Source organism: Vibrio sp. 1457, assembly GCF_033340195.1.
Lineage (GTDB): Bacteria > Pseudomonadota > Gammaproteobacteria > Enterobacterales > Vibrionaceae > Vibrio > Vibrio alginolyticus.
The window spans coordinates 90829-105394 of the sequence record NZ_JAWOWA010000005.1 but is presented as its reverse complement, the minus strand read 5'-3'; the positions used below and the strand labels follow the sequence as shown (position 1 = coordinate 105394).

The window sequence follows — 14566 nt, the reverse complement described above, 5'->3', positions numbered from 1 at the left end:
TTCGTGCTTACTGCGCACTTCGGATGTGATTATTCATCATCAAGAGGAACCAGCTTGGTGTTGCCACCATGAACTTTCTCACGCTGTCTTTGCACCAGAGCGTAGAAGCCTGGGATCAAGAATGTACCTGCTAGAAGCACACACAATAGACCACCAATCAGCGACACGCCGAGTGAGTTTTGACTCACGTGCCCCGCGCCAGCGGCAAAGATAAGCGGGAAGATACCCAGAATAAATGACCAAGATGTCATATTCACAGCGCGGAAACGTAACGTGCCTCCTTTAACCGCTGCACTATCGATATCAGCATCTTTTTCTTCTCGCTCTTGCTTGGCGAACTCCACAATCAAAATTGCGTTTTTCGCCGCCAAGGCTATGAGCAAGACAAGACCAATTTGGGCATACAAGTTAAGCGGCGTGCCAGTTAGATTCAACGCAAGGAAGGAACCTAACGTTGCTACTGGGACCACCAAAATAATAGCTAGTGGAATACTCCAACTCTCATACTGAGCCACCATAAACAAGTAAATGAATATCAAAGCCAGCGCAAACGCATAAATGGCTTGGTTGCCCGCAAGCACTTCCTGATAAGCCATACCTGTCCATTCATACGTATACCCTTGTGGAAGAACTTCAGCAGCAACGCGTTCCATTGCGGCAATCGCATCACCACTAGAGTAACCCGGTGCTGGTTGGCCTTGAATGATAGCACTGCGGTACATGTTGTAACGCCACGCCACATCAGGCTCAAACACTTGCTCGTAGCTCACTAGCGTACTTAACGGAACCATATCACCGTTCGAAGAACGAACATGGAAACGATCTAGATCTTCCATGCTGCTACGGTGCTGGCTATCAGCTTGCATGGTTACGCGGAAGTTCTTACCAAACATGGTGAAGTCATTCACATAAAGCGAACCTAAGTTGCCTTGCAAGGTTTGGAAAATAGACGACAGCGAAATACCTAATTGCTGCGCTTTCTCACGATCGATATCAACGTAGTAGTGCGGAACATTCGCGCGGAACGTGCTAAACGTGTAGGCAATTTCAGGCGCTTGGTTAGCCGCTTGGATCATTTCTCCCATGACCATCGACAAATCGGTACGACTTCGCCCTAGCGTGTCTTCAAGCACAAACTCAAAACCAGACGCAGCGCCCATACCAGGAACCGCCGGTGGTCCCATCGCAAAAACAACCGCTTGAGGTAGCTCTGTCGCCGCTCGACCGTTAATACGTGCCGCGATAGCATTAGCAGAGTGCTCTCCTTGCAGCGAGTTACGAGTATCCCAGTCATGCAATTTGATAAATACAGAAGCACCGTTTGATGCTGCTGCGCCTGTCATAAACGAGTAACCGTTCGCAACCGTCACACCATCCACACCAGGTTCTTCACCGATCATTTTCATTAAATCATTGGTGACTTCTTCAGTACGTGATAAAGAGGCTGAATCTGGTAGCTGTACGTTAACCAGCAAAATGCCTTTATCTTCTTGAGGAACAAACGCTGTAGAGGTGGTTTTCGCAAAGAAAGTGACCGCTGCGATAGCAACTATAAAGAACGTCACGAGCAGTAAAGACTTCTTCACCAAGAAACCAGCGATCTGGCCATAACGCGTAGTGATGCGCTCTAAGCCTCGGTTGAAAGCCTGGAACCAGTTAGCGGTATTGCCCCCACCCTGCTTCAATACCAGAGAACAAAGTGCTGGAGACAGCGTCAATGCATTGATGGATGAAATCACAACCGAAATACAGATGGTCAAAGCGAACTGGCGATACATGATACCGGTGATACCTGGCAGCATGGCTACGGGTATGAATACCGCAAGTAGAACCAAGGTCGACGTGATGATTGGGCCCGTTACTTCTTTCATCGCTAGCAACGTCGCTTTACGCGGTGAGATGGTTGGGTCTTTCGCCATGGTAGTATCGACGTTTTCGATAACCAGAATCGCATCATCCACCACGATACCAATCGCAAGGATCAAGCCAAACAAAGTAACCGTATTAATGGTGAAGCCCGTTGCCTGCATGATGGCAAACGTACCAATCAGAGAAACGGGGATCGCGACAACAGGAATCAACGTTGCACGCGCACTACCTAAGAACAAGTAAGTTACAGCAATCACCAATAGAATCGCTTCAATCAGTGTTTTTACTACCCCTTTGATCGATTCAGATACGAACACGGTTGTATCGTAGCTGGTCTCGTATTCCATTCCCTCTGGGAAGTTTTTGCTCAAGCCTTCAAGGAGCTCCATGACGGCCTGACCACTTTCTAACGCATTCGCATCCGATTGAAGAGACAACGCAACGATTGACGCGTCCTGGCCACGGAACTTACCGTTACCATCGTAGAACTTTTTGCCTAGTTCAACGCGAGCAACATCTTTCAGATAAACCGTAGAGCCATTGGGATTAGCTCGAAGGACTACGTTCTCAAACTCACTCACGCTTTCCAAGCGACCTTTGGTCACAAGGTTAAACTGAACTTCTTGCGGATTGTTGTATGGTGCTGCACCTACACGCCCTGCCGCAACTTGAACGTTCTGTTCAGCCAAAGCGGCGTATACGTCTGACGTGGTTAGCTTAAGGTTGGCCATTTTTTCAGGATCTAACCAAACACGCATTGCGTATTCGCCACCACCAATCACGTTAACTTCACTGATACCTTTCGCACGAGCCAACTGATCTTTTACATTCAAGTTAATGTAGTTAATCAAGAACTGATCATCGTATTTGCCATCAGGTGAATAGAAGTTAAGTACCATCAGCAAGTCAGGTGAACGCTTTTTCACCGTCACACCAACCATGCGAACTTCTTGAGGCAGTTTTGACTCAATCTGTGACACGCGGTTTTGCACGTTAACTTGCGCCATATCTGGATCGGTGCCGACATCAAACGTGACGTTTAGGCTGTAAGAGCCATCGTTCGCGCTCTTTGAAGACATGTATATCATATCCTCAACGCCGTTGACTGAGGTCTCTATGGGGTCAGCAATGGCCTGCTCGACAACTTCCGCACTCGCACCGGTGTAGTATGCCGAAACGCTGACTGATGGCGGACTTATCTGTGGGTACTCCGCCACTGGCAAAATCGCCAGTGAGATCGCGCCGGCTAGCGTTAATATGATCGAAATAACCAGCGCGAATTTAGGTCTCTGAATAAAGAAACGACTTAACATAGTGCCCCCTACTGCTTATCTTCAGCAGGTGCTTGAAGGCGCACTTCTACACCATTACGCACACGTTGTAGGCCTTGTGTAATAACTGTATCTTCCTGATCGAGCCCTTCTCGAATGATAATACCTTGTTCAACCTGAGGGCCAAGCTCTACGTTACGACGCTCTGCGACATTTCCCTCAGCCATCACCATCACAAAGTCACCTTCTAAGTCAGTTTGAACGGCACGTCGTGGAATAACAATAACGTCCTTCGTATTCTTATCTCTCAAGTTCACTTTGATGTGCTGACCCGGAAGTAACTTCTGATCTGGGTTTGGAACGAGCGCGCGCATAGCAATCGTACCCGTTTTGGTGTCAATACGATTACCTAAGAAATCAAGCTTACCGAGATGCCCAAAAAACTGTCCATTTTCCAGTTCAAGCTGAACTTCAACGCGGTTTGATTCAGCCGAGCCATCACCTTTTACTTGATCCATACCCATAGCTAAACGCTCACGCTCACTCACACTAAATGAGGTATGAACTGGATCTAAACTCACCAGAGTTGTCAGCACGCCAGATGACGGAGAAACCAGATCACCCGTACTCACTTTGGTATCACTAATACGTCCGCTAAAAGGTGCTCGGATTTGAGTATAGGAAAGGTTAACTTCAGCAAGTTTAAGTTGAGCATTTGCCGCTTCTAGCTCTGCTCTCGCACCAAGAAGTGCAGCTGTTAAAGCATCAAACTCAGATTGAGAGATACTACCGCGAGGCAACAAGTTTTTACCTCGAGTATGATCTAATTCGGCTTTTTTTAGCGCCGCTTTAGCTTGTGCAAGTGCGGCTTTAGCACTCGCGACTTGGGCTTCAAAAGAAGATGGCTCGATAGAGTAAAGGAGCTGCCCTTTTTCTACCATTTGCCCCTCTTCAAAGTGACGAGCTTTTAAGTAGCCAGAAATCTGCGCGGTAATATTGGTATCTTCTACTGCTTCAATGCGACCGATATAAGACTTGCTCGGTTGGTAGTCGATAACCGTGACATCCTGAGTCACTACGAGAGGCGCTTGACCTTTCGTTTGGGCATTATTAGCTTCCCCGCATCCAGCGAGGATTGCTGTAGCCGCCATTAGTGCGACAAGTGGTTTCTTTTGCATGTATTTACCGTCTTTATAGAACAGGATATTGTTGAATTCCTATCAACCTTACTCCTTGCTGCCACTGAAAACTTCACTGAAAAGCGCCCAAGGTGTTTCTAAATGTAAACATGAGAAACAAAAGGAAAATAAAGTAATTTAGTTAACAGTGGTATTCAATGAGCAATATACATACAACTCAATCATAACTATTTAATATACGCCTTAGGAGATCGCGAATTTTAGCGTGTGCGTGGAAACACTAACGGGAGTATTGTATTCGGGCGTAAAGTGAGATTCAGTGCTCAAGATAAGAACGTTTTGTGGCTAAAAAGGTAAAAAGTGACGCCTTCATACTCAAGACCCCGATTTTGACTATTTTTTTAATATAAATGGGTTATCATTCAATTAATTCAACGCCTTCGACAGAGAGGATGATTATGATTTCTAAATGGGCGAAACGCTTTTACCAGATGGCAGAACTAGTGGCGTCTTGGAGTAAGGACCCATCAACACAAGTCGGTGCCGTTATTACTAAACAGAATCGCATTGTATCTGTTGGATTTAATGGCTATCCGCATGGTGTTTCTGACAGTGTCGACACCGATGAGCGCGAGTTGAAATACCTTAAAACACTGCACGCGGAAGAGAACGCTATTTTGTTCTCAAAACGTGACTTAGACGGATGTGATATTTGGGTAACGCATTTTCCTTGCCCTAACTGCGCGGCAAAGATCATTCAAACAGGGATCTCACACGTACACTGCCCTGAGCAGTCTGAAGACTTTTTATCTCGCTGGGGAGATAAAATCCAAGTCAGTCAAGATATGTTCGATCAAGCGGGTGTGAAAGTCGACTGGTTACCACTAGAAGACATTGAAATTGAAGACAAAGACGTGCGCTAGTATTCCATCTTAATATTTAAATAGCCCAGGAAGATCTGGGCTATTTTGTTATTAAATCTGCAAGAGGTCTCGACGTAGTCTTTTAACTGTGTTTTTTCGCTGTGAGCTCAGCAATTTTGACAATAACGAGTACTGATTTTTCCATCATTTCAACAGAAATAAACTCATGAATTCCGTGGAAGTTAAAACCACCGGTGAAGATATTCGGGCACGGCAAACCCATAAAAGATAAACGAGCACCATCTGTACCACCACGAATAGGTTTTATAATCGGTTCCACATCACACGCTTCCATCGCTTGCTTTGCCAGCTCAATGATATGAGGGTAAAGCTCAACCATTTCTCTCATATTGTAATAGCTGTCTTTTATTTTTAGCTCTACAGAACCATGGCGTAAACCCGTGTTCATTTCATCGACGAGTTTCTGCATAAAGGCTTTTCGATCCTCAAGTCTTTGACGGTCAAAGTCTCTAATAATGTAACCTAGCTCGCTTCGTGCAACGCCCATTTCTGCCGATTTTAGATGGAAGAACCCTTCGTAACCTTCGGTTGTTTCCGGAGTTTGATCTTGGGGCATTTGAACTTGAAATTTCGCAGCCAAGTTCATCGCATTGACCATTTTGCCTTTTGCAGTACCTGGATGAACGCTAACACCATGAAAAATTACATCAGCGTTTGCTGCATTAAAGTTTTCGTATTCCAATTCACCTTGCGGGCCACCATCTATAGTGTATGCCCATTTCGCGCCAAATTTTTTAACATCAAACAAATCTGCACCACGACCGATTTCTTCATCCGGAGTAAAGCCGATACAAATGTCGCCGTGTGGAATGTCTGGGTTTTCCAGTAGCAGAGCTACCGCGGAAAGAATCTCTGCGATACCGGCTTTGTTATCCGCGCCAAGTAATGTAGTGCCATCGGTAGTAATAAGATTGTGGCCATGTAGGTGATGTAAATCTGGGTATTGCACGGGAGATAACACTTCATCCCCCAACCCTAATGCAATATCGCCACCCTGGTAATCTTCGATGAATTGCGGCTTTACGTTTTTGCCAGATGCATCCGGCGCGGTATCCATATGGGCAATGAAGCCGATAGGAGGAACCTCATAATCAACATTGGCTGGCAGTTTAGCCATCAAGTAGCCATTTTTATCCAAAGTCACGTCACTTAAACCAAGCTCGATCATCTCTTTTTTAAGTAACTCAGCAAACACAAGCTGACCAGGTGAACTTGGGCAAAGCGTCACATGTGGATTGGATTGGGTATCAAACGTGACGTATCGAAGAAATCTTTCAACTAAATGTTTCATATTTATTCTCATTGTTTTGTACGATGAGGCCTTATCACGCATTGATAAGCTGACGTTGCCTCATCAAACCTCACGCTATGTTACGCTCTTAGCTCAATAAGAATTTGCTTTGAATCATTTTTTGATAAGAAAGGCTTTTGCGCTTTGCTTTCGCTCATTGAAGCATGAATTTAATCTAAAAGTTCCTCAGCCAATACTCGCCACTCTTTAACCTTTTCACGAAAATGACGCCATTGCTTATCGGTCATCGAACGAGAAACATCTAATGTCAGTTGATCAACCAATGCAAAGTTAGAGTCAATATTCAGAGAAAGCTGCTCACTATAATAACTCTCTGGCTCGAACAAGAGTCGCATAAATATATCTTGATAAGTCACAACATTAGATTTGTTGTCGAACAAGTATTCGAGCTCTTGATATACCGTGGCTCGATAATCTCTCCATAAAGGGCTGTTTAAAATAACTTGCTGAGAAAATCTTTGAGCTAATTGACGCTGATTTCCTGATAGATTCCCCAGCCATTCTTCCATCCACTCTTCAGTGTTATCCAGAATAATTTCACGCACTTCGTCTTCTGTCTTATCGGCATATTTTGCGTTTCGCTCTTGATAATGTTCTTGTACATTACTCAAAAACTCGCGTTCTTGCTCTTTCGTTAATTGCAAACTTAACGCAAAAAGATCTGGTGCTGCTTTGCTGACCACTCTATCGTAATGCGCTCGCATTCTATCTCGATTTTTTTGTAAGTAATTTAAGGTGATATCGCTCGCTTTTAATCTCTCAAGGTCTTTTAAATGTTCGATATATAATGGTAACTCCTCTTTCTTGTGCCAGTCTGCCAACAATAATAAGCGCTCTTCCACTAGGACTTCTTGTTCCCCTTGCAACGAGACATAGTCCTCTAAGTAATCGAGCACGAACCAATCGATATTGCTGTATAAAAACTTTTTCGCACAACCGGCAAGCAGAAATACGAAACAAAATAGAAGGCCATAACGAAGCGCCTTATTAGATACATCCTTTAATTTAGTCACTTATTCGTATTCCCTTTTCTGTTGATTAAGTTCTATACTCAACCTGTATCACTTAGTATTGCGGCAAACTTACACCAGTGTGACAAATATTGATTGCCACCTTAATAATATATAGAGTTTGAAATTAACTTTTTGATCACAGCTATCCGCAAAAAAGTGAGTTAGAGCGCAATTATCGGCTAAAAAACGTACCGAACGACGCTCCCTATAACGGCATATAATTTGCATGGATGTTTTTTGGATGGTTTATGGAGGCGAAGTATGGCAGCCGCTGAGCAACTTGATACCAGTGTAGAATATGAGATTCGATATTTTGAACAGGGGAAAATGCACTGCATGAGAGTCATTGCTGAAAGCAAAAAAGTGGCTTATCAGTACTATTTGGAGTGTGGTAAGCACAACAGTGACTTGTACTCTATTCGCCCAGACAAGTAAAAAAACCGCCTAACAGGCGGTTTTTTTTATTCGTCAGAATCAATATAACTGTTTGATTTTATTTATTATTACAGATTCAAATCCAACAATGTTATTTGATGTCGCCAAAGCGCTCAAGATAAAGGACGGTTGCTGCAGTACGAGAAGGAACTTGAAGCTTTTTAAGTAAACTCTTCATATGTACTTTAACCGTAGACTCAGAGATAAAAAGACGATCGGCAATTTGCTTGTTGCGGAAACCTCTTGCCACCTCTCTTAAGATCTGCGATTCACGATCGGTCAGTGTATCAAACACGTCCTCTTGCTCTGAACGTTCACTCAAATACTTAGAAACTTCTTGGCTGTATGCCTTGTCCCCTTGATGCGCTTGTTTTAGCAACTCAACCAACTCATCAGGCTCAGTGTCTTTCAATAAATAGCCATCGGCACCACTTCGAACTATTGCTTCTATATCTGCTGGGCTATCCGAAACGGTTAGAATGACAATTCTGGCTTCACAGCCATCTGCACGCAGTGCTTGCAAAGTATCAAGGCCAGACATGCCTTTCATATTAAGATCAAGAAGTACAAGATCCAGTTCCAGCTCATGCGCTTTCGCTACTGCATCCGCGCCATTACTTGCTTCTGCAATGACCTCAAACTCAGGCTCAAAGCTTAAAAGCTGGTGGATACCTCTTCGCATGAGTGGATGATCATCCACCAGCATTACTTTACACACTGTCACTGTTTACTTCCTTACTATGTTGGAATTCTAATTTTACGGTACAACCTTTGTTTATCGATGCTTCGATGTGAAGATCGGCATGCAGTCTAGCGGCCCGCTCTTGCATGATACTCATACCGTAATGATTTAATTTTTCGTCTTGATGTTCAAAGCCTATTCCATCGTCGCTAACGGTTACTGTGACTTTTCCATCATTATCGAGACATTGAATGTGAATATTATCTGCTTGCGCATGTTTGATAGCATTAATTGCCGCTTCTCTTATCAACTGTAGTAAATGAACCTGCTGATGTGCATCCAGTTCAGTTGATGAAAGTCTATTTTTTAGCGTAATGTCCGCAGCAGTTTGTTCACTGAGCGTTTCAACCATGTCTTGCAATGCTTGGCCAAAACTGCCCTCTTTAATCGTAAGACGAAACGTCGTCAGTAACTCGCGTAACTGCGTATAAGCGGCAGATAAGCCCGTATCTAGCTCGGCAATAACTTGATTAGCCTGCGCGATCGCCTTTTCGTCAGGCAAGTTCTTTACGCTTCTCTTCAACAAAGCGACCTGAATTTTTAAGTAAGAGAGTGCTTGAGCCAATGAATCATGCAACTCCCGAGCAATAGTGGCTCGCTCTTCCATCAGCAGAATTTGTTCTGCTTGGCGCTGCGCCCGATTGTAATACACGGCGCGTGATAAAATCTGCACGAAGTTGTCAATAAGAGCCTCGTTCGGACAAGGTAACCCTGCTTTCCAATATAAATAGCCCAAGTGCTCACCATCTAGCATCAGGGCTTTACCGTGGCAATCTTCATCACAATCTTGGCAGCATTCTTCTCCTTCCATCAATATCCAGCTCGGTTCTCCCAGCTGCTCGATTTCAAGTTTGACCGCTTTAATGCCCTCAAGACTGACGATATGCTGCAAAATCGCCTGGAAATTGTCTTGATTAATACGCGACGCCGTGAGTTCTTTTGACGAGTCATACAGCACTTCTAAAGACTGGTTGGCATGCTGCAATTTACGTGTTTTCTCATCAACCGCTTGTTCTAATCCTCGGTACAACTTACCAAGGTCTGTCGCCATCCGGTTAAAGGTTCGAGTCAGTATTCCCATTTCATTGTCGCTAGATACATTGAGCGATATATTGAATGAGCGATTTTTAATTTGCTCGCTAGCAAAAACTAAGGCACGCAGAGGCCGAACAACTTCGAGGCGCACAAAATGAACGACAAACATACTGACACAAAGGATGCCACCCAACCCTAACCCGCCGATCCAGGCTAAGTTAATCAGTTTTTGCTCCGAAAAGCTTTGCAGCTTAAATACAAACTCATCGATTTGTTCAACAAAACCGGCCACTAGGAGTTGATATTCTGCCGGGTTGTCTCCTCTCAGCACCGCCTTGAGTTCATGCCATCTGATAATAAGACGGTAGTAATCGTGAGTGATGTCTTCTGGCACAGACCAATGCTGAAGCGCTTTCATTGAAGGTGAATATATCGAATGTTCAAATGCGTCAATATGTGAAGAATAGTCAACAGATTTAACCTGAATATCATTCGCCAGACGGTAGCTTTGCATTCGCATCGAGCCAGCAACATTGACGGCTTCAGCATCGTTCAAACTGGACGCTAACGTAAAAATCGCAAAACCAGTCGTAGCGACTGAGAGCAGCAAAATAAGAAGCATCGCGGATGCAATCGTGCGCGTCACTGACTTTTTCACATTTTTAAACAATCTGAGTTCCTCGCCCATTAACAATCCTATTTGTACGTGCAATGAACCCATTACCTTTCAACTTTATCAATATGTGATCACCTGCGACGGAATTTATTGATCCAAAACAATATTGCATACCATTTACCCCCTAAGAGGTATTTATACAAATATGTCAAAAACTACAATTTCGTTAGTTTAAATGACAGTTTATTAATGAAAATTGTGGACTATGCTTAGTTTGGGTTCCAAGTTTCGAGGTGACTAAGTGGTAGACCTTTCCAGAAGAAGACTCTTTGCAAGAAAAGCGCACCCCGACAACGCCGTACGTTTGCCTTGGTTAACTAAACCGCAACAGTTTACGGACGATTGCACTCGCTGCGGTAAATGCATTGAGGCCTGTGAAACAAAGATTATAACCAAAAGTGATGGCGGATTCCCCTCGGTCGATTTTTCCATCGATGAATGCACATTTTGCTATCAATGTGCAAACGCCTGTCCTGAGCCCCTTTTCTTGCCAGAAACAGAACAACCTTGGCAAGCAAAAGCAAGTATCAACGATAACTGCTTAGCAAAACAAAATGTCGAATGCCGAAGCTGTGGGGATATGTGCGACCCGATGGCAATTCAGTTCAAATTAGAACTGGGGAAAGTAGCACAACCCAATTTAGACCTTGATGAGTGTAACGGCTGCGGCGCCTGTGTTTCAGTTTGCCCGACTTCATCCATCAATGTGAGCAATACAACAGCCTAAGCCGAATGTCGTCGGCCAAAGGCAATAAAAATAAATGAGAGAGCTATATGTCACTAAATGAAGTGCATATTTCAAGTTTGGTAGTACATGTGCTGCCGGAACATTTGGACGAAATCAAACAAAAGATAGAAGCACACGAAAATGCGGAAATTTATGGTGGCAGTCCTGAAGGCAAGATTATCGTCGTACTTGAAACTGAGAACCAAGGTTTCATCACAGACACTATCGATGCCATTAACAATTTACCGAACGTCTTAAGCACGGTATTGGTTTATCACCAAATCGAAACTGGGCTTGAAGAAACGGATGAAGAAGACACTGGAACACAACATTCCCAAATCGAGGGTGAAGTATGAAAATGACAAGACGTGCGTTTGTGAAAGCAAACGCGGCTGCATCAGCTGCTGCTGTCGCAGGTGTGACACTACCAGCATCTGCAGCCAACCTGATTGCAAGCTCTGATCAAACCAAAATCACATGGGACAAAGCACCTTGTCGTTTCTGTGGTACAGGCTGTTCTGTTCTTGTTGGCACTCAAAACGGCAAAGTGGTAGCAACACAGGGTGACCCAGAAGCACCAGTAAACAAAGGTCTGAACTGCATCAAAGGTTACTTCCTTTCTAAGATCATGTACGGTCAAGACCGTCTAACTCAACCGATGCTACGAATGAAAGATGGCAAATTCCACAAAGATGGTGAATTTACACCTATCTCTTGGGATGACGCTTTCGACATCATGGCTGAGAAATGGAAAACGTCTCTAGAGAAAAAAGGCCCAACAAGCGTAGGTATGTTTGGCTCAGGCCAATGGACAGTAATGGAAGGCTACGCTGCATCAAAGTTAATGAAAGCAGGCTTCCGATCAAACAACATTGATCCAAACGCTCGTCACTGTATGGCTTCTGCCGTTGTAGGTTTCATGCGCGCATTCGGTATCGATGAGCCAATGGGTTGTTACGATGACTTTGAGAACGCAGACGCTTTCGTTCTTTGGGGCTCAAACATGGCAGAGATGCACCCGGTTCTATGGACTCGCATTACTGACCGCCGCCTAAGCCACCCTCACGTTAAAGTGAACGTGCTTTCTACTTACTACCATCGTTCATTTGAGTTGGCAGACCACGGCTACATTTTCAATCCTCAGTCTGACCTTGCAATTGCTAACTTCATCGCAAACTACATCATCGAAAACGATGCAGTAAACTGGGACTTCGTGAACAAACACACGAACTTCACTCAAGCAGACACTGACATCGGCTACGGTCTACGTGACGATGATCCGCTACAAAAAGCAGCGAAGAACCCGAACTCTGGCAAACTCACTTCTATCTCATTCGAAGAGTACAAGAAATCAGTAGCGCCATACACAGTAGAGAAAGCATCTGAAATCTCTGGTGTTGAGAAAGAGAAGCTTATCGAGCTTGCGAAGCAATACGCGGATCCAAACACGAAAGTGATGTCTCTATGGACAATGGGCATGAACCAGCATACTCGTGGTGTATGGATGAATAACTTGGTTTACAACATCCACCTACTAACCGGTAAGATCTCGACTCCGGGGAACAGCCCATTCTCACTAACGGGCCAACCATCAGCATGTGGTACCGCTCGTGAGGTTGGTACGTTTGCTCACCGCCTACCAGCGGACATGGTGGTTGCTAACCCTAAACACCGTAAGATTGCAGAAGACATCTGGAAACTGCCAGAAGGTACGATTCCACCAAAACCTGGCTTCCACGCCGTATTGCAAGACCGTATGCTGAATGACGGCGTTCTGAACTGTTACTGGGTTCAATGTAACAACAACATGCAAGCCGGTCCAAACATCAACACAGAACGTCTTCCAGGTTACCGCAACCCAGAAAACTTCATCGTTGTGTCTGACCCATACCCGACAGCAACAGCACAAGCAGCAGACCTTATTCTTCCTACCGCAATGTGGATTGAAAAAGAAGGTGCTTACGGTAACGCAGAGCGTCGTACCCAAGCTTGGTACCAACAAGTGGGCACAGTCGGTCAAGCAAAATCGGACCTTTGGCAGCTAATGGAGTTCTCGAAACGCTTCAAAATGGAAGAAGTGTGGCCTGAAGAGCTTCTAGCGAAAGCGCCTCAATACCGTGGTAAAACAATGTACGACGTACTTTACCGCAATGGTAACGTCGACAAATTCCCTATCGAAGAAGCTCGTGAACTGAATGACGATGCTCACCACTTCGGTTTCTATGTTCAAAAAGGTCTATTTGAGGAATACGCAACATTTGGCCGTGGTCACGGTCATGATTTGGCTCCATACGACCGCTACCACCAAGTACGTGGTCTACGTTGGCCTGTTGTTGATGGTAAGGAAACACAGTGGCGCTTTAAAGAAGGTTCAGACCCATACGCGAAAGAAGGTTCTGGTTGGGACTTCTACGGCAATGCTGATGGCAAAGCGAAGATCATTTCCGCGCCATACGAAGCGCCACCAGAAGTACCGAACGATGAATTTGATATGTGGTTATGTACTGGTCGTGTTCTTGAGCATTGGCACACAGGCACCATGACTCGTCGTGTACCTGAATTATACAAAGCAGTACCAGACGCAGTGTGTTACATGCACCCAGAAGACGCAAAAGCACGCAATGTTCGTCGTGGTGAAGAAGTACTCATGGCAAACAAACGCGGTGAAGTACGCGTTCGTGTTGAAACTCGCGGTCGTAACCGTCCGCCAAAAGGCTTGGTATTCGTACCGTTCTTTGATGCACGTATTTTGATTAACAAGCTTATCCTAGATGCGACTGATCCACTGTCTAAACAGACAGACTTTAAGAAGTGCCCAGTCAAAATCACTAAGATTGCTTAACCTTCAGATACTGAATGCTACGGCCGTCATTATGGCGGCCTAATAAAGAATTTAAGCCATAAAGGCGGAGATGAAATGATGAAAAAATTACTTGTCGCAGTTTTATCTGTAGGTGCGTTAGTGACAGGCATTGCGCAAGCTGAGTTGGATAATCCAGGTGGTATTGGTGGTCTAGAATCTTTACGTGGAATGTCTCAATTGGAAGATACGCGTCCAGCAGACGAGTTCAAAGACTTCCCTAAAGATCAAATTGTTGAAGACAGCTATGTTTATCAACCACCGTTGATCCCACACAGCATTCGTCACTACGAAATTTCGTTAAATGCTAACAAGTGTCTTGCATGTCATAGCTGGAAAAATGCAAAAGAGTCAGGTGCGACTAAAATTAGCGTAACGCACTATGTAAACAGAGAAGATGCGGTACTGGCAGATATGTCTCCTCGTCGTTACTTCTGTTTGCAATGTCACGTTCCACAAACGGATGCAAAACCACTAGTGGAAAACGAGTTTAAGGCAGTCGATTCGCTTCAGTAATTGAAACGCGAGTACTAAGAGGTTACT

The 14566-nt window shown here is 44.6% G+C and carries 12 protein-coding genes; 6 read left to right on the top strand and 6 right to left on the bottom strand.

From position 1 onward, the window contains the following. Positions 1-29: 29 nt before the first annotated feature. Positions 30-3182, bottom strand: coding sequence for a multidrug efflux RND transporter permease subunit VmeZ (gene vmeZ, locus R7Z41_RS07270; protein ID WP_017819894.1), 3153 nt, complete (start codon positions 3180-3182; stop codon positions 30-32). 8 nt (positions 3183-3190) lie between these two features. Continuing rightward, positions 3191-4318, bottom strand: a complete 1128-nt coding sequence (gene vmeY, locus R7Z41_RS07265) for an efflux RND transporter periplasmic adaptor subunit (RefSeq protein WP_206970315.1) — start codon at positions 4316-4318, stop codon at positions 3191-3193. 419 nt (positions 4319-4737) lie between these two features. Between vmeY and R7Z41_RS07260 the strand changes: the two genes are divergently transcribed. Then, positions 4738-5202, top strand: a complete 465-nt coding sequence (locus tag R7Z41_RS07260; protein ID WP_005373515.1) for a dCMP deaminase family protein — start codon at positions 4738-4740, stop codon at positions 5200-5202. A gap of 82 nt (positions 5203-5284) precedes the next feature. Here R7Z41_RS07260 and pepT read toward each other — a convergent pair whose 3' ends face one another. Together pepT and R7Z41_RS07250 are read right to left on the bottom strand one after the other, a co-directional pair. Further along, complete coding sequence (gene pepT / locus R7Z41_RS07255; RefSeq protein ID WP_206970325.1) at positions 5285-6514, bottom strand: peptidase T; 1230 nt, start codon at positions 6512-6514, stop codon at positions 5285-5287. A gap of 170 nt (positions 6515-6684) precedes the next feature. Further along, the gene (locus R7Z41_RS07250; protein ID WP_054574706.1) at positions 6685-7548 is read right to left on the bottom strand and encodes a DUF6279 family lipoprotein; all 864 of its coding nucleotides are present in this window, start codon (positions 7546-7548) and stop codon (positions 6685-6687) included. 261 nt (positions 7549-7809) lie between these two features. Between R7Z41_RS07250 and R7Z41_RS07245 the strand changes: the two genes are divergently transcribed. Continuing rightward, positions 7810-7983: a hypothetical protein gene (locus R7Z41_RS07245; RefSeq protein WP_005373524.1), complete on the top strand. Its 174-nt coding sequence runs from the start codon at positions 7810-7812 to the stop codon at positions 7981-7983. A 91-nt stretch (positions 7984-8074) separates the two neighbouring features. Here R7Z41_RS07245 and R7Z41_RS07240 read toward each other — a convergent pair whose 3' ends face one another. Beyond that, positions 8075-8689 carry a response regulator gene (locus tag R7Z41_RS07240; RefSeq protein WP_031777156.1) on the bottom strand — a complete coding sequence of 205 codons (615 nt, stop codon included), beginning with the start codon at positions 8687-8689 and terminating at the stop codon, positions 8075-8077. Between the two features lie 4 nt (positions 8690-8693). Then, positions 8694-10430, bottom strand: a complete 1737-nt coding sequence (gene narQ, locus R7Z41_RS07235) for a nitrate/nitrite two-component system sensor histidine kinase NarQ (protein ID WP_025767926.1) — start codon at positions 10428-10430, stop codon at positions 8694-8696. Positions 10431-10677: 247 nt separating this feature from the next. Between narQ and napF the strand changes: the two genes are divergently transcribed. From napF to R7Z41_RS07215, 4 genes are all read left to right on the top strand, one after another. Then, a complete protein-coding gene (gene napF, locus R7Z41_RS07230) occupies positions 10678-11163 on the top strand; it encodes a ferredoxin-type protein NapF (RefSeq protein WP_005373529.1) in 486 nt (161 codons plus the stop codon). 47 nt (positions 11164-11210) lie between these two features. Next, positions 11211-11519 (top strand): chaperone NapD, encoded by a 309-nt coding sequence (locus R7Z41_RS07225; RefSeq protein ID WP_206970327.1) that lies wholly within the window; start codon positions 11211-11213, stop codon positions 11517-11519. Continuing rightward, positions 11516-14005 (top strand): periplasmic nitrate reductase subunit alpha, encoded by a 2490-nt coding sequence (gene napA / locus R7Z41_RS07220; RefSeq protein WP_158173411.1) that lies wholly within the window; start codon positions 11516-11518, stop codon positions 14003-14005. Before R7Z41_RS07225 ends, napA begins: the two co-directional genes overlap by 4 nt. A 78-nt stretch (positions 14006-14083) precedes the next feature. After that, entirely contained in the window at positions 14084-14539 is a 456-nt protein-coding gene (locus R7Z41_RS07215; RefSeq protein ID WP_005389061.1) for a nitrate reductase cytochrome c-type subunit, read from the top strand. The last annotated feature ends 27 nt before the right edge of the window (positions 14540-14566 follow it).